At 68.9% G+C, this 22,808-nt stretch carries 22 protein-coding genes; 12 read left to right on the forward strand and 10 right to left on the reverse strand.

Annotated features, from left to right (window positions below; translation table 11 throughout):
• Positions 1-103: 103 nt before the first annotated feature.
• The gene (locus BLS42_RS00065) at positions 104-781 is read right to left on the reverse strand and encodes a Crp/Fnr family transcriptional regulator (protein ID WP_011693220.1); all 678 of its coding nucleotides are present in this window, start codon (positions 779-781) and stop codon (positions 104-106) included.
• A gap of 222 nt (positions 782-1,003) precedes the next feature.
• Here BLS42_RS00065 and BLS42_RS00070 point away from each other — a divergent pair, with 222 nt between their 5' ends.
• Entirely contained in the window at positions 1,004-2,188 is a 1,185-nt protein-coding gene (locus BLS42_RS00070; protein ID WP_090574583.1) for a MarP family serine protease, read from the forward strand.
• A gap of 31 nt (positions 2,189-2,219) precedes the next feature.
• Here BLS42_RS00070 and BLS42_RS00075 read toward each other — a convergent pair whose 3' ends face one another.
• From BLS42_RS00075 to acs, 3 genes are all read right to left on the reverse strand, one after another.
• A complete protein-coding gene (locus tag BLS42_RS00075) occupies positions 2,220-3,368 on the reverse strand; it encodes a DUF2332 domain-containing protein (protein ID WP_090574586.1) in 1,149 nt (382 codons plus the stop codon).
• Between the two features lie 2 nt (positions 3,369-3,370).
• Positions 3,371-3,847, reverse strand: a complete 477-nt coding sequence (aroQ, locus tag BLS42_RS00080) for a type II 3-dehydroquinate dehydratase (protein ID WP_090574589.1) — start codon at positions 3,845-3,847, stop codon at positions 3,371-3,373.
• A 180-nt stretch (positions 3,848-4,027) separates the two neighbouring features.
• Complete coding sequence (acs, locus tag BLS42_RS00085) at positions 4,028-6,058, reverse strand: acetate--CoA ligase (RefSeq protein WP_090575964.1); 2,031 nt, start codon at positions 6,056-6,058, stop codon at positions 4,028-4,030.
• Between the two features lie 432 nt (positions 6,059-6,490).
• On the opposite strand from acs, the gene BLS42_RS00090 reads away from it, so the two are divergent.
• The 3 genes from BLS42_RS00090 to BLS42_RS00100 all read left to right on the forward strand — a co-directional run bounded on the left by BLS42_RS00090 (position 6,491) and on the right by BLS42_RS00100 (position 9,459).
• The gene (locus tag BLS42_RS00090; RefSeq protein ID WP_090574592.1) at positions 6,491-7,915 is read left to right on the forward strand and encodes a hypothetical protein; all 1,425 of its coding nucleotides are present in this window, start codon (positions 6,491-6,493) and stop codon (positions 7,913-7,915) included.
• Positions 7,916-8,014: 99 nt separating this feature from the next.
• Complete coding sequence (gene nth, locus BLS42_RS00095) at positions 8,015-8,782, forward strand: endonuclease III (protein WP_090575967.1); 768 nt, start codon at positions 8,015-8,017, stop codon at positions 8,780-8,782.
• Positions 8,779-9,459, forward strand: coding sequence for an NUDIX hydrolase (locus BLS42_RS00100; protein ID WP_090574595.1), 681 nt, complete (start codon positions 8,779-8,781; stop codon positions 9,457-9,459). The genes nth and BLS42_RS00100 overlap by 4 nt, the downstream gene beginning before the upstream one ends.
• Positions 9,460-9,508: 49 nt before the next feature.
• Here BLS42_RS00100 and BLS42_RS00105 read toward each other — a convergent pair whose 3' ends face one another.
• On the reverse strand, positions 9,509-9,769 hold the full coding sequence (locus BLS42_RS00105) for a YegP family protein (RefSeq protein ID WP_090574598.1): 261 nt from the start codon (positions 9,767-9,769) through the stop codon (positions 9,509-9,511).
• Between the two features lie 141 nt (positions 9,770-9,910).
• Positions 9,911-11,641: a bifunctional 3'-5' exonuclease/DNA polymerase gene (locus BLS42_RS00110; protein WP_090574600.1), complete on the reverse strand. Its 1,731-nt coding sequence runs from the start codon at positions 11,639-11,641 to the stop codon at positions 9,911-9,913.
• A 135-nt stretch (positions 11,642-11,776) separates the two neighbouring features.
• Between BLS42_RS00110 and ssd the strand changes: the two genes are divergently transcribed.
• From ssd to BLS42_RS00145, 7 genes are all read left to right on the forward strand, one after another.
• Complete coding sequence (gene ssd, locus BLS42_RS00115; protein WP_090574603.1) at positions 11,777-12,886, forward strand: septum site-determining protein Ssd; 1,110 nt, start codon at positions 11,777-11,779, stop codon at positions 12,884-12,886.
• Complete coding sequence (locus BLS42_RS00120) at positions 12,883-14,223, forward strand: TadA family conjugal transfer-associated ATPase (RefSeq protein WP_090574607.1); 1,341 nt, start codon at positions 12,883-12,885, stop codon at positions 14,221-14,223. The genes ssd and BLS42_RS00120 overlap by 4 nt, the downstream gene beginning before the upstream one ends.
• A complete protein-coding gene (locus tag BLS42_RS00125; RefSeq protein ID WP_176803075.1) occupies positions 14,220-15,107 on the forward strand; it encodes a hypothetical protein in 888 nt (295 codons plus the stop codon). The genes BLS42_RS00120 and BLS42_RS00125 overlap by 4 nt, the downstream gene beginning before the upstream one ends.
• 13 nt (positions 15,108-15,120) lie before the next feature.
• Positions 15,121-15,750, forward strand: a complete 630-nt coding sequence (locus BLS42_RS00130; RefSeq protein ID WP_256336144.1) for a type II secretion system F family protein — start codon at positions 15,121-15,123, stop codon at positions 15,748-15,750.
• A 203-nt stretch (positions 15,751-15,953) separates the two neighbouring features.
• Positions 15,954-16,238, forward strand: a complete 285-nt coding sequence (locus BLS42_RS00135; RefSeq protein ID WP_090574613.1) for a DUF4244 domain-containing protein — start codon at positions 15,954-15,956, stop codon at positions 16,236-16,238.
• The gene (locus BLS42_RS00140) at positions 16,235-16,687 is read left to right on the forward strand and encodes a TadE family type IV pilus minor pilin (RefSeq protein ID WP_090574618.1); all 453 of its coding nucleotides are present in this window, start codon (positions 16,235-16,237) and stop codon (positions 16,685-16,687) included. Before BLS42_RS00135 ends, BLS42_RS00140 begins: the two co-directional genes overlap by 4 nt.
• Positions 16,687-17,127 carry an Rv3654c family TadE-like protein gene (locus BLS42_RS00145; RefSeq protein ID WP_090574621.1) on the forward strand — a complete coding sequence of 147 codons (441 nt, stop codon included), beginning with the start codon at positions 16,687-16,689 and terminating at the stop codon, positions 17,125-17,127. Before BLS42_RS00140 ends, BLS42_RS00145 begins: the two co-directional genes overlap by 1 nt.
• 106 nt (positions 17,128-17,233) lie before the next feature.
• Here the strand turns inward: BLS42_RS00145 and BLS42_RS00150 are convergent, their stop codons facing one another.
• Both BLS42_RS00150 and BLS42_RS00155 read right to left on the reverse strand, forming a co-directional pair.
• Positions 17,234-19,660: a DEAD/DEAH box helicase gene (locus tag BLS42_RS00150; RefSeq protein ID WP_256336145.1), complete on the reverse strand. Its 2,427-nt coding sequence runs from the start codon at positions 19,658-19,660 to the stop codon at positions 17,234-17,236.
• Between the two features lie 149 nt (positions 19,661-19,809).
• Positions 19,810-20,502, reverse strand: coding sequence for a GNAT family N-acetyltransferase (locus BLS42_RS00155; protein WP_090574624.1), 693 nt, complete (start codon positions 20,500-20,502; stop codon positions 19,810-19,812).
• Between the two features lie 117 nt (positions 20,503-20,619).
• On the opposite strand from BLS42_RS00155, the gene BLS42_RS00160 reads away from it, so the two are divergent.
• Positions 20,620-21,513 carry an oxygen-dependent tRNA uridine(34) hydroxylase TrhO gene (locus tag BLS42_RS00160; protein ID WP_090574628.1) on the forward strand — a complete coding sequence of 298 codons (894 nt, stop codon included), beginning with the start codon at positions 20,620-20,622 and terminating at the stop codon, positions 21,511-21,513.
• A gap of 33 nt (positions 21,514-21,546) precedes the next feature.
• Here the strand turns inward: BLS42_RS00160 and BLS42_RS00165 are convergent, their stop codons facing one another.
• Positions 21,547-22,089 (reverse strand): hypothetical protein, encoded by a 543-nt coding sequence (locus BLS42_RS00165; protein ID WP_256336146.1) that lies wholly within the window; start codon positions 22,087-22,089, stop codon positions 21,547-21,549.
• 111 nt (positions 22,090-22,200) lie between these two features.
• The gene (locus BLS42_RS00170; RefSeq protein WP_090574631.1) at positions 22,201-22,659 is read right to left on the reverse strand and encodes a hypothetical protein; all 459 of its coding nucleotides are present in this window, start codon (positions 22,657-22,659) and stop codon (positions 22,201-22,203) included.
• Positions 22,660-22,808: the final 149 nt, after the last annotated feature.

The raw sequence follows: 22,808 nt of genomic DNA on the forward strand, positions 1-22,808 counted from the left end.
CTGGGCATGTCCCGAGGACAAACAGGCAGAGGAAGCCTTGGATTAACGACAGAAGGCCGGTCCCGTTCCCGGGGCCGGCCTTCGTGGTTGCTGCTGGGGATCCCTAGCGGGAACGCTGGCGCAAGCGCTGCATGTCAAGAATGACGACGGCGCGGGCCTCCAGGCGCAGCCAGCCGCGCTGCACGAATTCAGCCAGGGCCTTGTTGACCGTTTCGCGGGACGCGCCGACCAGCTGGGCGAGCTCCTCCTGCGTCAGTTCGTGGGCGACCAGGACGCCGTCGGTCGCCGGGCGGCCGAAGCGGTCCGCCAGATCCAGCAGTGCCTTGGCCACGCGGCCCGGCACGTCGGAGAAGACGAGGTCGGACAGGGAGTCGTTGGTGCGGCGCAGGCGGCGGGCCAAGGCCTGCAGCAGCTGGGCCGAAACCTCGGGGCGGGTGCGCAGCAGCGCGTTGAGGCTCTCGTTCTTCAGGCCGGCGAGACGCGTCTCGGAAACGGCGGTTGCCGTGGCCGTTCGCGGGCTGGGGTCGAACAGTGCCATTTCACCGAAAAGTTCGCCCGGGCCGAGAATGGCGAGCAGTGATTCGCGGCCGTCCGGCGACGTGCGGCCAAGCTTCACCTTGCCGGAGACGATGAAGTAGAGCTGGTCACCCTGATCGCCTTCCCGGAATACCGAGGCACCGCGTGAAAGGTCCACCTCGGTAAGTTCGTCCGTCAGCAGACGGAACGCCTCGTCGTCGAGCGTGGCGAAAAGGGGCGCGCGGCGCAATACCTCGATATCCATGAAATCTCCTGATTAGCTGTGTCGGCTGGGGCGCTTCAGCCATTCTTTCAGAATTTTGGAGCTTCTGTGACGTAGTTGGCACTGAAACGCCCGAAGGGGCCGAAAGCGCACGGCTCGGGAAGTCGGCGCAGATCCCGGCAGGCCCGCCGGGCTGGCGCCCGATCGGCAAACGTTCAGCTTACACCGCTAGAATCATGGCTGACCTGTCTGTAAGGAGCCCCGGTGTTTGGCTTGACCATTTTGGACCTGGTGTTGGTTGTGGCGCTCTTGTCCTACCTGATCCATGGCCTTCGCAACGGCTTCCTCGTGACGCTCGGAGGCATCGCCGGCTTCGCCGCAGGCGCGGTCGCCGCCTTCGTGTCCGTTCCCATTGTCAGCGGGCTCGTGGAGGACAGCGGCTGGCGCCTGACGGCGATCGTGGCCACCGCCGTCCTGCTCATGATCGTGGGGAACGGCCTCGGCACCATGATCGGACGGCGGATCCGCAGCGTGGTTCCGTTCAGTCCCCTGCAGGCGGCGGACCGCCTCGTCGGGGGAGGCGTGAACGTCGTGGTGTCCGCCCTCGTAATGTCGATGCTGGCGTTCAGCATCGGAGCCCTGGGCGTGCCGTTCGTTTCCCAGCAGCTCGCCGAGTCCAAGGTCATCGGCTTCATCGACGGCATGACGCCGACGCCGGTCAAGGCGTCGATGGCTCAGCTGCGCTCTGCCGTGATCGGCGAGGGCATACCCACCCTGCTGGACGGCCTCGGCACCGGCCAGCCCGTCGCCGTCCCGGACACCAGCACGGACACGCCGGCGCTGAACAAGGCCGCCGCGTCGGTGCTGAAAATCGCCGGAACCGCGTACCAGTGCGGTCAGAACCAGACCGGTACCGGCTTCGTGGTGGCCCCCGGGCGCGTGGTGACCAACGCCCACGTGGTCGCCGGAGTCGACGAACCGGTGGTGGAGACGCCCGGCGGCGGCGCACTGCCCGGGCGTGTTGTGTACTTTGACACCCAGCATGACCTCGCCGTCGTGGCGGTCGACGGTCTGCAGTCGGCGCCACTTCCCCTGACGTCCGATCTGCCGTCCGGCAGCGCCGCGGCCTTCGCCGGCTATCCGCACGGCGGCCCTTTCCAGTCCAAGCCGGCCAGGGTGCAGGACATCACCACCGTGCTCGTACCCGATATCTACGGCAACAATGCTGCCCCCGAGGACGTCTACCGGCTCGCCGGGGACGTGCAGCCGGGCAATTCCGGAGGCCCGCTGCTGACCATGAACGGACAGGTGGCCGGGGTTGTCTTTGCCAAGGCCACCACCGAGTCCGCTCTCGGGTATGCCATCACCATGCATGACCTCGGCCCCGTGGCGGCGCAGGCGCCGGGTCTGGGCAATGCCGTCTCGTCCGGACAATGCGTCAAGAAATAGCCGGACCGCCACCCTCCGGCTAGAGCCACAGCTAGAGCCACTCCAGGCTCTGCCCATGCGGGCCCGCGATGGCCGCCGGCTGGCCGTCCTGCAGCAACAGGAACCGGCCGCGGAGCCGGGCGTCATCCATTTCCGGGACCACGTTGGACCCGTCGGCCTGCGTAACCACCGAGTGGCCTTCGTTCGAGAGCCAGTGGCAGCCCCGCTCCGCCGCAAGATCCTCCATGGTGCGCCGGAACCGGGAGCGGCCGCCGGCATCCAGATACGCCATCACGGCGCTGTGAAAAACCACCAGGGCGGCGTCGGCCGGGGCGCGGCCAGCGAGTTCCAGGAGCTGGTCATTGAGGTCGCCGGCCACCAGCAGCGGTGGCCGTTCCTGGGCGATTGCGATCGCCTGGCGCAGCCGTTCGAGCCGGAACTCCTGCTCCGGCCAAACGAGGGCTTCGAGCCAGGCGACGTCGTCCGGGTTGTGCAAGTCCAGGGGGTTGAGATCGATCCCGGCGCGCCATACCACCTTGGGAATTTTCGCCGGCAGCGGCAGCGGCACCGGGCCCGAGGTGAGACAGTGCAGGACCGGGAACGTGCCGGGCGTGGCGCCGGCCGGCGCCAGCCGCGTTGTCCGTGCTTCTGCGGCCTCCGCCGCACCGGCCCCAGAACCATCCGGTCCGTCGGCCCGTGCGCCGACAAACTCGTAGCCGTAGCGGTCAGGGAACAGCGCCAGCCCGGCCGAGGCGCCCACCTCGATAAGGGCCAACGGCCGGCCCTCCGCAGCCGAAATCTGTGCCAGCGAGGGCAACAGGGTGGCGCATCGTCCGGCCTCGTTCGTCTGCGTGGACCGCGAGAGCACGATTTCCGAGACCTCGGCCCAGTGATCGTCCAGGAAGGTCCGGAACTCGCGGTAGGGGCCGACCTGCGCGCCGAGGAACCGCGCCGCGGCGAGGATCAGCAGCGGCTGTCGCTTTTTGTGCGGCCACTGATCGATCCGCCGGATCAATTCGGCGTCCCCGGCGATCCCCACGGCCCACGCCGCATAGCACGGGGAGGAACCGGGCGCATCGACCGTGCCGAAGTGCCGGTACCACTGCGCGGTGCCGGAATCAGTGCCGGAATCAGTGCCCGAATCAGTGCCCGAATCCGTGGCCGAGTCCCCGGCTGCCGCCGCGTGCTCCGTGGGGGACATGCTCAGTCCTTGTCCGCGTGCAGTCCCGCGAGGTATTCCACCGCGAAGCGGTAGCCCAGGATCCCGGCGCCGGCGATCACGGCCTTGCTGATGTCCGAAAGGTAGGAATGGTGCCGGAAGGCCTCGCGGGCGTGAACATTGGTGATGTGCACCTCGACCGTCGGCAGGGCAACAGCGGAAATGGCGTCCCGGATGGCCACGGACGTGTGCGTGTAGGCGCCGGCGTTGAGCACGATTCCCACCGCCTTCCCGCGTGCGGCGTGGATGGCGTCCACCAGGGCACCCTCGTGGTTGGACTGGAAGCACTCGACGTCCAGGCCGAGTGCCGCGCCGGCGTCCTTGGCGAGCTGTTCGACGTCGGCCAGCGTCGCCGTCCCGTATTTCTCCGGCTCGCGGGTGCCGAGCAAGTTCAGGTTGGGTCCGTTGAGTACCAGAATGGTGCCGCGGCCTGCGCCGCTGGCGGGGGTGGCTTCAGTCATGTCTGCAAATCTATCGCGCCGCAGCCCGCCGCGCTGTTCGTTACCGCCGCACCGTTCGCCACGGGAAGGGTGCCCGCTGCGGCGGCGCCGACCAACAGGACGGACGACGACGGCGGCGCGGCCCACCAGAGTGGGCAGCGCCGCCCCCGGCCGGTCGGCTGATCACGAAACGTGCGGCGGCTATTTCTTCAGGGACTGCGCGATCTGTGCCATCACAGTGTTGTCCGCCAGAGTGGTCGCGTCGCCCACCTCGCGGCCCTCCGCGACGTCCTTGAGCAGGCGGCGCATGATCTTGCCGGACCGGGTCTTGGGCAGTTCGGGGACCACGAGGATGGTCTTGGGTTTGGCGATCGGACCGATTTCCTTGCCCACGTGGTTGCGGAGCTCCTGGACGGTGGCGTCGCCGGAGTCCACGGCGTCCCCGCGAAGGATCACGAAGGCGACGACGGCCTGGCCGGTGGTCTCGTCCGCGGCTCCGACAACGGCGGCTTCCGCCACCGCGGGGTGGCTGACCAGCGCGGACTCGATTTCGGTTGTGGACAGTCGGTGGCCGGAAATGTTCATCACGTCATCCACCCGGCCCAGCAGCCAGATATCGCCGTCCTCGTCCTTCTTGGCTCCGTCGCCGGCGAAGTACATGGTCTCGAAGCGGGACCAGTACGTTTCCTTGAACCGCTCCGGGTCGCCCCAGATCCCGCGCAGCATGGCTGGCCACGGTTCGCGGATTACCAGGAAGCCGCCGTGGCCGTTGGGCACCGATTCGCCGAGCTCGTCCACGACGTCCACGGCGATGCCGGGCAGCGGGACCTGGGCCGAGCCGGGCTTGGTGGCCGTGACGCCGGGCAGCGGGGCGATCATTTGCGCCCCGGTCTCGGTCTGCCACCAGGTGTCCACGATCGGTGCGGGGTGCGCCTTGCGTTCACCGTTCTTGCCGGCGTTGGCACCGATGACCTCGCGGTACCACATCCAGGCTTCCGGGTTGATGGGTTCCCCGACGGAACCGAGGACGCGGATCGAGGAGAGGTCGAACTTGGCCGGGATGTCCTTGCCCCACTTCATGAATGTGCGGATCGCGGTGGGCGCGGTGTAGAGGATGGAGACCTTGTACTTCTCCACGATCTCCCACCAGCGGCCCTGGTGCGGGGAGTCCGGGGTGCCTTCGTACATGACCTGGGTCGCGCCGTTGATCAGCGGGGCGTAGGCGACGTACGAGTGCCCGGTGACCCAGCCGACGTCGGCGGTGCACCAGTAGACGTCGGTCTCCGGGTGGAGGTCGAAGACCGCCTTGTGCGTGTAGGCGGTCTGGGTGAGGTAGCCGCCGGTGGTGTGCAGGATGCCCTTGGGCTTTCCTGTGGTGCCAGAGGTGTAGAGGATGAAGAGCGGGTGTTCGGCGTCGTGCCCGACGGCGGTGTGCTCGGCGGCCGCGGCGCCGACGGTGTCCGCCCACCAGTGGTCCCGGCCCTCGTGCCAGTCCACGTCCTGGCCGTTGCGCTTGACCACCACGACGTTCTGCACGGTGTGGCCGTCGCCATCTCCCGCGCGGGACAGGGCGTCGTCGACGGAGGCCTTCAGGGGGCTGGGCTTGCCGCGGCGGTAGGTGCCGTCTGCCGTGACCACGAGCTTGGCCTCGGCGTCGTCAATCCGGGAACGCAGGGCATCGGCGGAGAAGCCGCCGAAGACCACGGAGTGGATGGCACCGATCCTGGCGCAGGCCAGCAGGGTGATGACGGCCTCGGGAATCATGGGCAGATAGACCGCGACGCGGTCGCCCTTGGCCACGCCCAACGACTCGAAGGCGTTCGCGGCCTTCTTCACTTCCTCGGTGAGCTCTGCGTAGGTGTACGTCCGGGTGTCGCCGGGCTCGCCCTCGAAGTAGATCGCCACCCGGTCCCCATGCCCTGCCTCGACGTGCCGGTCCAGGGCGTTGTAGGCGGCGTTGACCTGCCCGCCGACGAACCACTTCGCGAACGGCGGGTTGGACCAGTCCAGCGTCTGGGTGAAGTCCTTGCTCCAGCTCAGCAGTTCCCGGGCCTGCTTCGCCCAGAAGGCGGGACGATCGGCGTCGGCCTCGGCGTACTCGCCGGCGGCGACCACCGCATTCGCCGCGAACTCGGCCGAAGGCGCGAAACGGCGGTTCTCTTGGGACAGGTTTTCGAAGGCGTCGCCGTGGGGCGCCTGCGTGGCCATGGAGCCGGGTGTCTGCTGGGACATGGTGAACCTCATCATTCATCGATCCGGGCTGCGCGGCCGTGCGCGTCGCCTCCACGCCGGGCCGCATGCGCGACGTCGGGCGGCGGCAGACCGCGGCAGTGCCGCTGGAGCTGTCTGGAATAAACACTAATACGTGGGTCCGACCAAACGTGCGCCCCGTCACAAACAGCGCCGTGAGCGGTGTTTGTTAAGCGCCGAGTGGTCCGTGGGCGGAGCCGGGCGGCGGCACGGCGGAAGCATCCGGGATTCGGTAAGCCGGAGAATTCTGCTGCGTCCGCCCTCGGCTCGTCAGCTAGTGATCGGCCATCCACTTGGCTAGGCTGAGATGAAGTTGTGACATCCGATGGAGGCGACAGAACCCGCTTGCGGTTCTGTCTTTGCCTGCCGTTAGACGGCGCTGTCCAGAGTGCCGCCATGCTAAGGAGATACGGAATGAACGAGCAAAACAACGGGCAGCTCCGGGCGCCCGCCCAGAGCCAGGGTGGAACCCAGAGCCAGGGTGGAACGGCGCAGCCGGGGCCCGCCGGGTACGGGGATGCGCCACGCTTCACAGTGGACAAGAAGGCCGCGAAGAAAACCGAAGCCGTCCTCGGTCCCTTCACCATCCGTGACCTCACCGTCTTCGGCTCCACGCTGCTTCTATTCATCGCCTCGCTGTTTCCGATGTTTGCCTTGGCCTACAACCTGTGGAACCTGGGCAGTCTTTTCTTCCTGGGCCTGGGCATCGTGCTTCCGCTCATTGTCACCGCGTTGTTCGTGGCCCGCCGTCTCAGCCCGACGACCAAGATCCGGATCGGATCCCTGTCGATCGACCAGTTCGCGTCCGTCGTGGCGTCTTTCACGCTGGCCTTCTTCTTTCTTGCCGCCGCCGGGGCGTTCGTGCCGAGCATGCTGATAGCGCTCCTTGGCGCCGTGGGGCTCTTCGCGGCCACCGTCCTGGCCCGCTGGATCCCGTTCTTTGCCGGCGATTTCCTGGGCCGGGAGGAAACGCCTGCCCACATCGTGGCTCGTGAAGCTGTTGCCCCGGTGCACAAGCCCCGGGCGCCCAAGACGCCGAAGCAGCCGAAAACGGCCAAGGACTCCTCGGGAACAGACGCATCCAAGGCGGCAGCATCAGGGGCAGTCGCCTCCGGTGCGGCAGCATCCGGCACGGCCGCGGGCTGGGGCAAGCGCCCGGCCACCGGCGCCACGGCTGCCGCACCAGCTGCAACCTCACCGGCGGTGCCGTCGGCAGGGGCACCTTCGGCTGGGGCGCCTTCGGCGGGTGCGGCATCCGTTGCGGCGCCGGGTGCTGCGGCTCCCAGCGCACCGGAGACCCAGATCTCGGGCGTTGTACCGGCAGCCGGCGCGGCTGCCCCAGCGCCGTCCGCCTCATCGACGCCGTCGGCGTCGGCCCGTTCCACTGACGCGGCTGCATCCGGCGCGGAAAAGACCCAGGCCGCCGGCGTTCCGGCGTCCGCTGCTGCCGGTGCCGCTGCCGCCGCCGCCCCTGCGTCCGCCGCTGAACAGACCCAGGCCGCCGACGTTCCGGCAGCCCCCGGCGGCAATGCCCCCACCACCGTCAACCCCCAGGTCCGGCCGCAGGAGCAGGTCCGGCCGCAGGAGCCCATCGGCGCCACCGTGGATCCCGCCAGCCGGCCCGCCGAGGACGATGTCCACCCGGTGCACGAGGCGTTCTGGTTCGCCGTCGCACAGCCCCGCACCGCCGTCGACGAGCGCACCGGAGCCCCGGCGTTCGTCATTGAACCCGGCGGCTGGGTCCTTGCCCTTGAGGACCGCGGCAACGAATTCCTGGTCCAGCACACCGACGGCCGGTTGGGCGTTTTGCGGGACCTCAGCAACATCGAACGCGGTTAGCCCGCCCCCGTGGCCACGGAACCCGGCACCACGGTACCCGTCACTCCGGACCCGGGGAGCGCCCGGCCCGGTGCGGCGCGGGCGTCCGGGGAGTCTGCCCTGGCGCTCAAGCGCCGAGCGCGCCGGATCAACCGGGAACTCGCGGAACAGTATCCGTATGCCCACGCGGAGCTGGACTTCCGCAGCCCGTTCGAGCTCGTGATAGCTACCGTGCTGTCCGCACAGACCACGGATGTGCTGGTCAACCAGATCACGCCCCTGCTGTTCGCGCGCTACCCGGATGCGCGGCGGATGGCGGAGGCGGATCCGGCCGAGCTGGAGGCCATCATCAAGCCCACCGGCTTCTTTCGCGCCAAGGCCAGAAACCTCCTGGCGCTGTGCACCCGGCTTGTGGACGAGTACGACGGCGAGGTGCCGGGCCGGCTGGAGGATCTGGTGACGCTGCCCGGCGTCGGGCGGAAAACCGCGAACGTCGTGCTGGGCAATGCCTTCGGCATTCCGGGCATCACGGTGGACACCCACTTCGGCCGCCTGGCGCGGCGGTTTGGCTGGACCGAGTCGGATGACCCGGTCCGGATCGAGTCCGACGTCGCTGAGCTGTTCGAGCCGAAGGACTGGACCATGCTCTCGCACCGCGTCGTCTTTCACGGCCGCCGCGTCTGCCACTCACGCAAGCCGGCCTGCGGCGCCTGCGCCGTCGCCAACTGGTGCCCCAGTTACGGTGCCGGCGAGACGGACCCGGAGAAGGCCAGGAAGCTGCTGAAGTACGAACTCGCCCCGGGGCAGGAGGAACTGCTGGCGCGGTTGTTGGCCGAGACGCACCGCGCCGCCGAAATCCGGATGGAATCGCAGAGGAAGCAGCCGTGACCGCGCGCCAGGACCTCGTCGATCTCGTTGCCGCAGTGGAGGCGGGCACTGCGCCGGCCCCGGATCCGCGCTGGCGGGAACTCGCCGTCGAACCCGGCGAGCGGGTCCGCAGGGCCGCCGTGCTCATGCTCTTCGGCGCGTTGGACAACGTTCCGGCGCTGTCAGAGAAGTTGCTGGCACCAGCCCATTTGGACGTGCTGCTGCTGCAGCGGGCCCAAACCCTGGAGGACCATCCCGGACAAGTGGCGTTTCCTGGCGGCGGCATCGACCCGGGTGAATCCGTGGTCGACGCCGCCCTTCGCGAGGCGGAAGAGGAGACCGGCCTGAACCCTGCGGGCGTGGACGTGCTCGGGGTGATGCCCGAACTGGCGCTGCCCCGGGGTAATTTCCTGGTCACCCCGGTTCTGGCCTGGTGGGCCGCCCAGTCACCGGTCCGTGTGGTGGACTACGGTGAATCCGCGCAGGTGTTCCGTGTTCCGGTGCGGGACCTGCTGGACCCGGACAATCGGGTGATGGCAACGGTCAGCCGGGCCGGCCAGACGTTCCAGAGCCCCGCCTTCACCGTCAACGGCGTGGTGGTGTGGGGGTTTACCGGGATGATCCTTAACCAGCTCTTTGAACAGCTGGGCTGGGCCGTTCCGTGGGACCGCACGCGGCTCTACGGGATCGATGTGTGAGGCGCGCAGGGTGTGAAGCCCGCAGGGCACCGGCCTGCCGGCCGATCCGCTAGGCAGTAGCCACGGCGCTGCCCGTCAGGGGAGCAAACGCCCGTCCCGGCGACCTGCCGGCGGCGGCTCGCCTGTGCGCACCGGAACGATCGACAACCAGGCCGGTCGCGGCGTTCTCGCGCACGGCGTTGATGCCCGCCGCTGCGCTCTTGATGGAGCTGAAGAGCGGTGACACGGCCACTACCGTGCCATCCGCCGCCGTCAGCCTGAAGAAATAAGCCTTGTCGCCATCCTGCGCGATCTCAAAAATGCCAGCCAAACCTGTGCCTCCCCAATTCCTTGCGTCGTTGCAATGGCCGGCGGATCGTACGGGAATATCGCCGGCCTCTTCGAGGGTAGCCCCGTGACGGAGCCCACACACCTTACCGGCGGGTACGTTACAGGCGGTGACGGCGGGCGCTCATTTGGCGTTGTCGTACGAGTCCACTACGGCCACGCTGACCGGAAATTCCACCGGAATGCGGCCGAACAGCAGCTCCTTCGCGGCATTTGCGGAGTCCTCGATGGCCTTGATGCAGTCCCCGACGGCGCTTTCGGGGCAGTGCACCATTACTTCGTCGTGGAGGAAGAACACCAGCTCGCCAACGGCTGCGCCGTCGGACCGTAGGGCGCGCAGCCGGCGTCGCAGTTCCGCGAGCCAGCACGCCGCCCAGTCAGCGGCCGAGCCCTGGACCACGAAGTTCCGGGTGAAGCGGCCGCGCGAGCGTGCGATCGAGTCCGCCCGGCGCTGTTCTTCCGCGGTGGTGGAGTGCTGGCTCCGCAGCCAGCGCTCCGACGGCGGCGGGCTGCTCCGGCCCAGCCGTGAAGTGACGGTCCTGCCGGCTTCGCCGTCGCGGGCAGCCTGCTCGACGAAGCCCACGGCGCGGGGGTACGTGCGGGCCAGCTGGGGCATTAGCCGGCCGGATTCGCCCGTGGTCGCTCCGTAGATGGCTCCGAGGAGGGCCACCTTGGCTTTTGCCCGGTCGCCGCCGAAACCCTGGGCGGCGATGCCGGCGTAGAGGTCCTTGTCCCGGGCGGCCTCGGCCATTTTGGAATCCTGCGCCAGCGCCACGAGCACCCGCGGTTCCAGCTGCGAGGCGTCCGCAACGATCAGTTTGTGGCCGGGATCGGCGTGGACCGCGCCGCGGATCTGGCGCGGGATTTGCAGCGCCCCGCCGCCGCGCGATGCCCACCGGCCCGACACCACCCCGCCCACCACGTACTCGGGCTGGAACCTGCCGTCCTTCACCCACGTATCAAGCCACGCCCAGCCATTGGCCGCGTGGAGTCGGGCCAGCTTCTTGTAGGCCAGCAGCGGCACGATCGCGGGGTGGCTGGATTCCTTCAGCTCCCACTGGCGGGTGGTCTTCACTTCGATGCCGTTGCGGTGCAGGGCGCGCATGAGCTCCTGCGGGGAGTCCGGGTTCAGCGCCGGCGACTTCAGCAGCAGCCTCAGTTCGGCCGTGAGCGATTCGAGTTTGGCCGGACGCTGACCCGGGCCCGGGCGGGGGCCGAGGTGATCCGCGAGAATCTGCTCGTGCAGTTCCTCCCGCCACGGGACGCCGGTGTGCTGCATTTCGGCGGCGATCATGGCCCCGGCGGATTCCGCCGCGAGCAGCAGCTGCAGCCGCTGGCGCCGGCCGGCGTCAGGGACGACGTCCGCACCGGAGTCCGTTCCCGCCTGGCCAAGCGCTTCCTGCTGCGCGGCGTACTCGACGCGAAGAGCCTCCAGGGATTGGCCGGGACGCTGACCGGGGGCCGGGGCATCGAACAGGGCACCCTGTTCCGGCGGCGGGGCAGGGGGCTGCAGGCCCCGCGGCGGCTGGTGCAGCTCATCGTCCTGCGTCAGCTTCTCCGCCGCCTGTGCATAGTCGGTGTGGGCGGTGAACTCCGAGTGGGCCAGGATCGAACCGCACAACGTGAGGTCGTAGCAGCGCTCAAGCTCCACGCCGGCGCCCAGCAGCGCCGGATACCAGTCCTGTGTGCGGTGCCAGATCCAGCGCGGGTGCCGCTCCTCAAGCCCGCGCACAACCTCGGCGAGGTCGCCGGCGCTGACAAGCCGGGGTTCCGGATTGGACGGTTCAGGAAGGCCATCCGCAGTGAGTTGCTGCAGCGCCGCGCCGTCGGCGTGGGCAGCGAGCAGCAGGTACATAGGGTCAATTCTGCCTTGCTCCGGGGCGTGGTCCGTGCGCATTTCCTGGCCGCGGGTGCAGGATGGCCGCGAGGCTTGTCCACATAGCCCACAACGGCGGTTTCGCTGCGCCTCCGGCGCAGGCAAAGTGGCAGCATGAACAGGCACCAGCGACGTGGTCCGGGCTCGCCGCCTCCGCAGGAGCAGGGGCCCTGGGTCCCCGGGGATTCCGCGGAAACCCTGCTCGTCACCGGGGTCGATGTGCTGCGCAGCGAGGTGGAACGCATAGTCGCAGCGGCCGGCGGCCAGTTGCGGACGGTGCAGGACGTTGCCGAGGCCGCACCGTTCTGGGACGCCGCGGCCGCCGTGCTCGTGGGCAGCGACATCCGCGAGTTGCCGCCCCGGCGGAGGGCCCCTGCCGTGCTGCTCGGCCTCAACGGTGACGGGGACGGGCTGTGGCATCTGGCCGCCGCAGTCGGGGCCGAACGCGTCGCGGTGCTGCCGGACGCGGCCGCCTGGTTGGCGGAATACCTGAGCCGGTCCCGCGCGCCGGAAGCCGGCGGACTCGTTCTGGGTCTCACGGGCGGCTGCGGCGGTGCCGGGGCCACGACGGCCGCCATCTGGATCGCGCAAGCCGCCGCCGGAACGGGAATCCGCGTGCTCCTGATCGACGGCGACCCCTGGGGTGGCGGCCTGGAACTGGCGTTGGCCGCCGAGGACGCCCACGGGCTCCGCTGGCCGGATCTGGCCGGGGTGAGCGGCAGCATCGACCCGGCCCAGCTGGACGATGCGCTGCCGGTCGCCGGCGGATTCGCCTTCCTGTCGTGGCCGGGAACCCGGGACCGTGCGGCGGGCGTGGACGCGACCACCGTGGCCGCGGTTCTCGATGCCGCCCGCCGCGACTGCGAGCTGGTCGTACTGGATATTGGCAGGGAACGGGAGTCGATGCGGGCCTTCGCCGGTGAATGCGACCGGATCATCGTCGTCGCGCCCGCCCGGCTGCGGGCCGCCGTCGCCACGGCCTGGCTGGTGCAGGAGCTTCCACCCGTGGACACCGCGCTAGTGGTCCGGGCCAGTCCCGGCGCCGCCTTGGATGCGCCGCTGATTGCCGACTCCGTGGGGCTTCCCCTTCAGGGCATCATGCCGGACATCAAGGGCCTGGCCGGAGCAACGGAACTCGGCCGCCTTCTGGAAGCCGGCCGGCAGCGCGCCGTCCGCCGCTTCGCCGCCGGAGTCCTTGACCTGAACGGCGGAGAAGACTCATGAGTGCCCATTCGGCCGTGGAACCCGCCGAACCGGAACAGCCCAGCCGACGGGCACCGGGCCGCCGGCGCTCGCAGGGATTTCTCGACCAGACGCTGCTGGATTCCGTGCGCGAGTCCGTGATGGCCGATGCTTCCCCGGTAACTCCGTCGCGGGTCGCGGCCGCGGTTCAGGCGAGCGGACGGCTGCTCGGCACGGCCGGAGCCCTGGCTGCGGTGGAGCGCATCAGCGCGGAACTGAACGGCCTGGGCCCCCTGCAGCCGCTCACCCGGGATCCCGCCGTGACGGACATCTTTGTCAACGGGCCGGACTCGGTCTGGCTGGACCGCGGCGGCGGTCTGGAAAAGGCGCCGGTCGTCTTTTCCGGGGAGCCGCAGATCCGCGCCCTCGCCACCAGGCTGGTGGCAGCCGGCGGCCGCCGCCTGGATGACGGTTCGCCGTGCGTCGACGTCCGGCTCGACGGCGGCTACCGGGTGCACGCGGTGCTGCCGCCCATTTCCACGGCCGGAACCCTCCTGAGCGTGCGCATCCGCCGGGCCACGGTCTTCTCCATGCCCGAGCTGAGGCGCGACGGCATGTTCGGGACCGGGACTTGCGGAAGCCTGGTCCAGTCCGTGCTCGAACGCCTGGTGGCGTCCAGGCTGAGCTTCCTCATCAGCGGTGCCACCGGCTCGGGGAAAACCACGTTACTGGCGACGCTGCTCGGACTCTGCCACCCCGGGGAAAGACTCGTCCTGATTGAGGACGCCGCGGAACTGAATCCGGTCCACCCGCACGTCGTCTCGCTGGAATCCCGGCACGGAAACCTGGAAGGCGGCGGTGCCGTGGACCTTGGCGAACTGGTCCGCCAGGCCCTGAGGATGCGGCCGGACCGGCTGGTGGTGGGCGAATGCCGCGGGGCCGAGGTCCGCGAGCTGCTCTCGGCCATGAACACCGGACACACAGGAGGCGGCGGGACCATCCACGCGAATGAGGCCGCGGCTGTGCCTGCCCGGCTGGCGGCCCTTGGCGCGCTCGCCGGCATGGGCCAGGACGCCGTACGGCTGCAGGTCGCCAGCGCGATCGACGCCGTCGTGCATGTCGAGCGGTCCGAAACCGGGCGCCGTGTCGCGAGCATTGGAATCATGGAGGCCGACGACTCGGGCCTGAGCGTCGCCGTCGCACTGGACATCCAACAGGGCCAGCTCCGCTTCGGCCGGGCCTGGCCGCAGCTGGCGCACCGTCTCGGCCTGGATCCCGGGTTGGCCGGGGCGGGCCCCTCCGAGCTACAGCAGGCGCGGCCCGCCGGGCGCCCGCCGGGTTCCGGACACGAACCCCCGAGGGCATGGACGCTGCGATGACCGCCCTCCTGATCATCGCTTTGGTCCTGGCCGCGTGGCTGGCATTTCCCTCCCCGCGGGCGTCCGGTCAGCGTACCCGCAGGGCATTGCAAGCCGCCGGCGCGGGAAGCTCCGCCGCCGGCGGGCAGCCGCGATCCCGCCGGCGAAGAGCCGGCGGGATCCGTTCGCCCGGCGGGGGATCCGCAGGCACCGGGCCCGTCCCAATGACCGTCGTGGTCCAACAGTTGGCGGCGCTGCTGAAGGGAGGGCGCATCCCCGCCCGGCTGTGGGACGAATTATGGGTCCTATACGGCGGGGACGCTGCGCGGGGCTGGTCCGCGGGCCATGTGGCCGGTGCCGGCCGCCACCAGGCCCGCGCAGGCTCCGGAGCGGTCCTCGGCCCGGAGTCTGTCCGGATCCTTGCGGCCGCGCGTGCAGCCGCCCTGCGCGGGTCCTCCGTGGCCGCGGCCATCCGTCGCGAAGTCTCCGGCGGGTCTGCCGGCGAGGGCACAGTCGCCGCTGCCGCCAGGGAGGCCGTTGGCGTCCGGGCCCGCCGCGACGTGCGCGTGTGGGGCGAGCTCGCCGCATGCTTTGACACAGCCGAGGCCAGCGGTTGCCCGCTGGCCGATGTCCTGGCGCGCTTTGCCGCCCACCTTGAGACGGAGGACGACGCCGAGGCCGCCCGGCAGACCGCCCTGGCAGGGCCCCGCGCAACGGTCCGTCTACTGACCTGGCTCCCGCTGTCGGGCCTGGCTCTCGGCCTGCTGCTCGGCGTGGACCCGGTGGCGACACTGCTGGGTAACCCCTGGGGCCTCGCGGCGTTGGCCGCAGGTGCGGCGCTGACCGCCGTCGGCCGGTTGTGGTCCTCAAGGCTCGTCCGGGCCGCGGCGGAAGCCCCATCGTGACTCCGCGGCCGCCGTGAGGCCCGAACTGACCGGATTCGTGGTGGCAACGAGCCTTGCCGGTGCAGCCGTCGTAGTCCTCACACGCCCGGGTCGGGTCCGCCGGCGGCTCCGGCGCCAATTTCCGGCCCCGGCCGACCCGGCTGACCCGGCTGACCCGGCCGCCCGAGGTCCGGCGCCCCACGCCGCCGGCGGGCACGGACCTCACGGCTTCCCAGGTCTGCGGGACACCGCCATGATGCTGGAACTGATCGGCGCCATGCTGGATGCCGGAGCCGGGCTTGGCCGGTCCCTCGAACTCGTCACCGCCCTGGTGCCACCGGAACTCGGGCGGCAGCTTCGGCCGGTTGTGTCAGCACTCGCAATCGGCGCGGACTGGGACACGGCATGGCGCAGTTCCGGTGCCCGGGCGCCCGAGCTCCTCGCCCTGCGCGACGCCCTTTGCTTCGCCGCGGTCACCGGCGCCCCCTCCTCAGCGCTCCTCTATGCCCAGGGGGCCCGGCTTCGCCGCGAACGCAACAGGGCTGCCGAGCAGCGTGCGGCGGCGCTCGGCGTGAAGCTTGTTGTGCCGCTGGGCCTGTGCTCCCTGCCGGCGTTTGTGTGCCTCGGCATCGTGCCGGTCCTCCTGGGGCTGCTCCCGGCCTGATGCCGGGCCCGCCCCTGACACGAGCAGGGCGGGGGGCTTGCGCTCCGTAGCCACCCGGAGACTACCAGGCAGTTCTCCTCCACAGCCCGCCACCTATGGGCACGTTATCCACTTGGCGGACCTCGGGGCTTACGGCGCAACAACCGAGCCGGGAGAGTCGAACCAGCCGGCGTTCATGCCGGTGTCCCGTGGAAGGAAAGCAGATGTCAATAAATCAGGACACTCCCGCTGCAAGTCGCATGGACACAGGGGAGGGCGGCGTTGCCGAGGTGTACGAAATCTATCCCGGCGCCAGCTCGGTTGCCCCCGTTCAGCCGCACGGGCGCAGGAGGCCGCCATCCGCGCAGGCGGGAATGGCCACCGCTGAATATGCCATTGCAACCCTGGCCGCCGTAGGGTTCGCCGGGGTCCTCGTGTTCATCATGCGCAGCGATGAGGTCCGCGGGTTCCTCCTGAACCTCATCCGGACAGCGCTCACGTTGCCATGACGGCAGTCTGGTGTGGCTGGCGCTGTGGCAGCCGGAGGGAGCCGCCGCCAACCGCGGAGTGTCGCGGGGCGGTCACTGCGGAGTTCGCCGTGGCGTTGCCCTCGGTCGTGCTCCTGCTCGCCCTGCTGCTCGCGGGTTCGGCGGCCGGAGTGACGCAACTGCGCGTCGAAGAAGCGGCCCGCGGTGGTGCCCGTGCACTGGCGAGGGGCGCCGGGGCCGGCGAAGTGGGAGAAATTGTCCGCCGGCTCGCCGGCGACACGGCAGGGGCCGAGGTGACGGTCGACGGCGATTGGCACAGGGTCACCGTGTCCGGCCGCGTCCCAGGGGCCGTCGGTTCTCTCATTCCGTGGGTCCTGAGCGCCAGTGTGATGGCGCGTGCCGAGGTTCCCGGCGCGGCACAACAGCCCCGACTGGATGGCGCGTCCCGCTCCCCGGGGCAGGGCACCTGATGCCGCCGTTCGGTGCCGGGGCCTGCGGGCCGCGGCCCAGAAATCCGTTTCCTGACCGTGCACGGCACCGATGCCGGCCTTCAGAGCGGGGCTCGGGGACCGTCCTGGCCCTGGGGCTCGGGCTGGTGGTCATCATGGCTGTGGCCTTGCTGCTGCTTCTGGCCCAATCGGCCGTCGCGGCGTCGAGGGCTGCGTCGGCTGCCGACCTCGCGGCGCTGGCTGCCGCGGATGCCGCACGCGGAATCACGCCCGGCGAGCCCTGTGCCGTGGCCCGGGAGGTCGCGCTGAAGAACCATGCCGCGATGGTTGCCTGTTCCGAAGGCCCGGACGCCACAGTTCAGGTCCGCACCGAGCTCGGCGCCGGACCGTTCCTCGGGGCGGCTAGAGGGCTGGCCCGGGCGGGACCGCCCCCTCCGCCCGGGAGCGGGTCCACGCCGTGAATGATGCCAAATTGGCTGCGGAATGCCAGGAGCCGCGAATCTACCCGAGGCTGGTCCCGCCGACCTGCCACGGCCGTGCGCCGCCGAAATGCCGCAGGGACGCGGTTCAGGCTCGGAGCGGTTGGGCGGGCTTATCTCCCGTTGGCACGGCCGGGGCCGCCGTTGTGCCGGAGGTGCCGCTATGCATCAGTTCGCTGGCGTCTTTGAGCAACACGTCGATCAGTGTGACGGCAGCGTCCTTGTCGAGCGGGTTGTTCTTGTTGCCGCACTTGGGTGACTGGACGCAGGACGGGCAGCCGGACTCGCATTCGCAGGCCTTGATGGCGTCGCGGGTGGCGGTCAGCCACATCCTGGCCTTGTCGTAGCCGCGTTCGGCGAAGCCGGCCCCGCCGGGATGGCCGTCGTAGACAAAGATGGTGGGCACTCCAGTGTCGGCGTGAATGGCCGTGGACACCCCGCCGATGTCCCAGCGGTCGCTGGAAGCCACGAGCGGCAGGAGGCCGATGGCGGCGTGCTCGGCAGCGTGCAGGGCTCCGGGGAACTGTGCCTCGATCAGCCCGGCGCCGGTCAGCGAGCGGTTGTCCACGACAAACCACACCGCCTTGGTAAATAGGTCCCTGGCGCCCAGTTCCAGCGGTTCCTCGCCGAGGATCTCATTCGAAATCAGCGCCTTGCGCTGGAAGGAGACCACCTGGGTTGTCACTTTCACATCGCCGAAATGCACGGCCACGTCGCCCCACTGGGTGGTACGTTCCGTTTCGAGGACCTCGATTTGGGTCACGTCCCGGGCGGTGGTGTAGTAGTCGGGGTTCGCCCGGCGCACCACCACACAGTGATCGTCTTCATTCAGGTCCTCCACCACATAGCTGTCGCCCTGGTGGACATAGATGGCGCCGGTGTGGGCTTGGTAATGGGTCTGGGGCGAATCCATGGTGCCGAGCAGGGAACCGGTCTCGGCATCCACGATGCTCACCGGCCCTCCGCCATCGGCCCGGAGGTTCACCATGGCGGCGGCACTCTGCGGATGGGTCCAAAACCATCCGGCCGGCCGTTTGCGCAGGTAGCCCTGCAGGACCAGCCGGTCCAGCAACTTCTCCGACGTGGTTCCGAAGAGCTCCAGTTCGGCGAATCCGAGGGGAAGTTCCGCCGCGGCGGCGCACAGGTGCGGGCCCAAGACATACGGGTTGGAGGGATCGAAGACCGTGGCCTCCACCGAGACGTCGAAAATCGCCTCGGGGTGGTTTACCAAGTAGGTGTCCAGCGGGTCGTCGCTGGCCACGAAAGCAGCGATCGCGTCCTGGCCGGCGCGGCCCGCCCGGCCGATCTGTTGGAACAATGACGCTCGCGTGCCGGGCCAGCCTGCGACCAGCACGGCGTCGAGACCGGAAATGTCGATGCCCAGTTCCAACGCGGACGTGCTGGAGACGCCCAGCAGTTCACCTGAGCGCAGCGACTTTTCCAGGGCCCGTCGCTCCTCCGGCAGATAGCCGGACCGGTAGGCGGCCACACGCTGCGGCAGGCTGGGGTCGACCTCGTCGAGGAGGCGCTTGGCGATGGAGGAAATTGTCTCTGCCCCGCGCCTGGACTTGATAAACGCAATGGTCCGGGTGCGGGAGGACACCAGGTTGGCCAGCAGGTCGGCGGTCTCGGCGACAGCGGTCCGTCGCTCCTTGGCACCGTTTTCGCCCCGGAGTTCCGTCAGGGCCGGCTCCCAAAACGCCACGGTGGTGGACCCGTGGGGCGAGCTGTCTTCGGAAACGGCACGCACTGGTGCGCCGATCAGCCGGCCGAAGGACTGCTCGGGGTCAGAGGCCGTGGCGGACGCCGCGATGAAGACAGGTCCGGGATGCGAGCCGCCGGGGCTGTAGTAGGCGCAAATCCGACGCAGCCGGCGCATGAGGTTTGCCACATGGGAGCCGAAGACTCCGCGGTAGCTGTGGGCCTCATCCACGATCACATAGCGGAGGCGCCGGAAGAACCTGGCCCACCACGCATGGTTCGGGAGGATGCCGAAGTGCAGCATGTCAGGGTTGGCGAGGATGAAGTTCGCGTGGTCCCGGATCCAGCGCCGGGAAGCGGGATCGGTGTCGCCGTCATAAGTTTCGGCCCGGACCGTGGGGAGGTTCAGCGCCCGGATCGCGGCCAGCTGGTCGGCGGCCAGAGCCTTGGTGGGGGACAGGTAGAGGGTCACGGCGCCGTCGTCGTGGATTTTCCCGGGATCGGACCGGACCCCGAGCTCGGAACGGTGGATCGCGTCCAGGGCAGGCAGCTGATACGCCAGGGACTTGCCGGACGCCGTGCCGGTGGCAATGACCACGTGCTCTCCGGCGTGGGCCAGTTCGGCGGCCTGGACCTGATGAAGGTAAGGCTCGTGGATGCCCAGGGAACCGTAGGCGTTCACGAGATCCGGGTGGGCCCACTCCGGCCACGGAGCGTTGACGGCCTCGCGGGCCGGGATCGTTCGCACATGACGCAGCTGTTCCGGGTCCGGGCCTCGGCCCAGCAACGGAATCAAGGACTCATGCGGGTTCACTCACATATTCTTTCATCCGGCCTCAAATCGCCCGCCCGCCCAGCAGCGCGCCTGCGGCTCGGCAAATGTTCGTGCGGGACGCAGGGTAACCAAGAGGACGGTACGGTGCCCCGGACGCCCGTTCCCGGACGGGGCAAGCGCGCGGCGCCTCATTCGACGGACAGGTCCGACCCTTCGTCCGAGGTCGACAACATCAGTACGTGGCACACCATGCGCCAGCCGAGGTGCGAATAGAGTTTTTGCCCGTCCAGCGAGGCGAGCAGCAGCCCGGAGTCGACGTCGTGTTCGAACGCCTGGGCCGCCAGTGCCTTCATGATGAAGCTGCCCAGCCCCCGGCGCTGGTAGGCCGGTGCCGTCACGATGTTGTCGAAGATGGCGGTGTGTCCCACCACAAACACGCGTCCGCTCGCGGCGACGTCTTCGCCGGCGCTGACCACCGCGTGGTGGACGCCGTCGGTCCGGGACGTCGCAAGCTTGAGGTCGTCGTCCGAAAGCCAGGGGTCTTCCGCATCCTGGGTCTCCATGTCCACGATCATCATGGTCTGGGTAGCCGAGGTGACATGGATGCCATGCCGCTGTCCCAGGACCGTGTACCGGGCCGCGTCATTGGTCAGGATCGTGAGGACTCTGGCCGGCGCTTCAGCCGTCTTCGCCGCCAGCGCCGCGAACTCCGCCTCGGAGGGATCGTAGGCGAAATATTCCCATTCTTGGGTGGTGTCAGCACGAAAGGCCGCGGGGAACCGTCCCTCCCTGCGCGTCTCAAACCCGCGGCAGCCGGCCCATCCGGCCACCCAGATTTCCAGCAGGTGAGTGGTGTCTTCAACCATGGCGTCAAGACTCATGTGATGAGCGTATTCCAGCGGTGCCACAAGCAACAGGGGCCGGGTCGGGGAAGGCCGCTTGCTTATCCAATTGTGACTGTCGCTCGGCCCCCCACTCCAGCCAGTACCCTTAAAAGCGTGGCTTTAAACAGGATTGTGCTCTTTTACGGATTCACCCCCCTCGCTGACCCGGACGCCGTCCGGCTCTGGCAGCGCGCCCTGTGCGAAAAACTCGGACTGACCGGCCGCATCATCCTGTCCAAGGACGGCATCAACGCCACGGTCGGCGGAGAACTGAACGCCGTGAAGCAATACGTCAAGGCCACCCGGGAGTACACGGGATTCCACGACATCGATGTGAAGTGGTCCGACGGCGGCGCGGCAGACTTCCCACGGCTCAGCGTGAAGGTGCGGGACGAAATCGTATCCTTCGGCGCACCGGGCGAGCTCAAAGTCGACGCCGGCGGAGTAGTGGGCGGCGGAACCCACCTCAAACCCGAGGAGCTCCACGAACTCATTGACGCCAAGAAACAGCAGGGCGACGAGGTCGTGTTCTTTGACGGCCGCAACGGCTTCGAGGCCCAGATCGGCAAGTTCAAAGACGCTGTGGTCCCCGACGTTGCCACGACCCATGACTTCATCAAGGAACTCGACTCGGGCAAATACGACGCCCTCAAGGACAAGCCGGTTGTCACCTACTGCACCGGAGGCATCCGTTGCGAGGTGCTTTCGAGCCTCATGGTGAACCGCGGGTTCAAGGAGGTCTACCAGCTCGACGGCGGCATTGTCCGCTATGGCGAGGCCTTCAAGGACCAGGGCCTGTGGGAGGGCTCCCTGTACGTTTTCGACAAGCGCATGCACCTCGAGTTCAGCGGGGACGCCAAGACCATCGGCGAGTGCGTCCGCTGCACAGGGCCCACGAGCAAGTTCGAAAACTGCTCGAATCCGAGCTGCCGGACGCTCACGCTCTACTGCTCCGTGTGCGCCGCGAGCCCCGAAACCCTGCGCTGCCCCGACGGCTGCGCCGCCTAAGGCACGATCCGGATTTTTGGCTGGCCGGAAACCTCAGATACGGCTCACCCGGTATGCATAGTTCGCCGGTCCGTTCGCATCCACTTTGATCAAGAGCGACGCATCTGCGGCCAGATTCACCACGTTCACCCTGGACGTCCCGCACCGGAGACTCAGGTCCACGAGTTCGTTTGCACCGTCCTCGATGGAAAAGGACACCCGGTGGGTGCTCCGGCAAGCCAGTGTCAGGGCGTAGGTACCCTTGGGCAGCTGGGTTGTGGTCTCCTGCCGCTCCTCGTCGGCCTTCAGCGTCCCAAAACCCGTATGGAAAACCTGCCCCGCGGCGTCGGGGAGTGCATCGTGGACCCAGGCGTCCAGTTCCCCGCCCGACACCGGCTCGTCGAGGTGGGGGTCCCGGGGCAGGGCAGCGTCGGTCGGCGCAGCGGCGACGGAGGTCGATTCATCGTCCCAGTTGTCGGCGCTGTATTCATACTCGCAGCCGGACAGGACCGTCCCGAGAAACACCGCAACTGAGAGCACCACGGCGGCGGCCGAGGTGCGCTGTCGCGGCACCCTGCTCGCCGACACAGTTGGCATACCTTGAGATTAAGGCTGCCCGGGATCAAACGCCAGAGGCCAATGGAACGGACCGGACGGGCCCATCAGCGGGCACTGGCCAGGACCCCGGGACCAGACTGCGGGCGGATCCTACTCCGACGCTGCCAGGTGGTACGCATAGATGAGCGGGGCGTCCACACTGGACGTGCTGAGCGTGACCTCGCCCGCGACGGGCACCTTGATACGGGCGGTTTCGCGGCTGCCGTTGCAGGCGGCTCCTGGTTCGGTCAGTCGGCTGCCGTCCAGGCTGACGGCGAAGAACGCCTTTCCGCCCCCCTCGCAAGTCATGGTCAGGGTGTAGGTGCCGGCGGGCACACTGGAAGCGGCCCGGACGATCGGATCCCGGTTCAGGATCTTGCCGGCATCCTCCAGGACCGTCCCGGGGACCGAGGGCAGGGCGGTCGCCTTCCACGCCGGGACGTCGGCGCTCTCAATCGAACCGGCCGGGGAACATGCCGTTGCGGCCAGTACGACGACGGCGGCAGCCGCACCTGTGAGCGTCCGCCGGACCAGCCGGGTGGCCGGGGCGTGGGAGGAAGGGAAAACCATGCCTCAAACTTACCGCCTTGCAGGCTCCCGTCCGGCCGGACGGACCTCCGAGACGCCTTCTCCCGTGGACCCTTGACTTTGACGCAGCGTCAAAGTTTAGAGTCAGGGGACGGGCCGGCAACGACCGGCCGGCAGGGGAACAGCAGACC

This window comes from Arthrobacter sp. ov407 (assembly GCF_900102895.1).
Classification (GTDB): domain Bacteria; phylum Actinomycetota; class Actinomycetes; order Actinomycetales; family Micrococcaceae; genus Arthrobacter.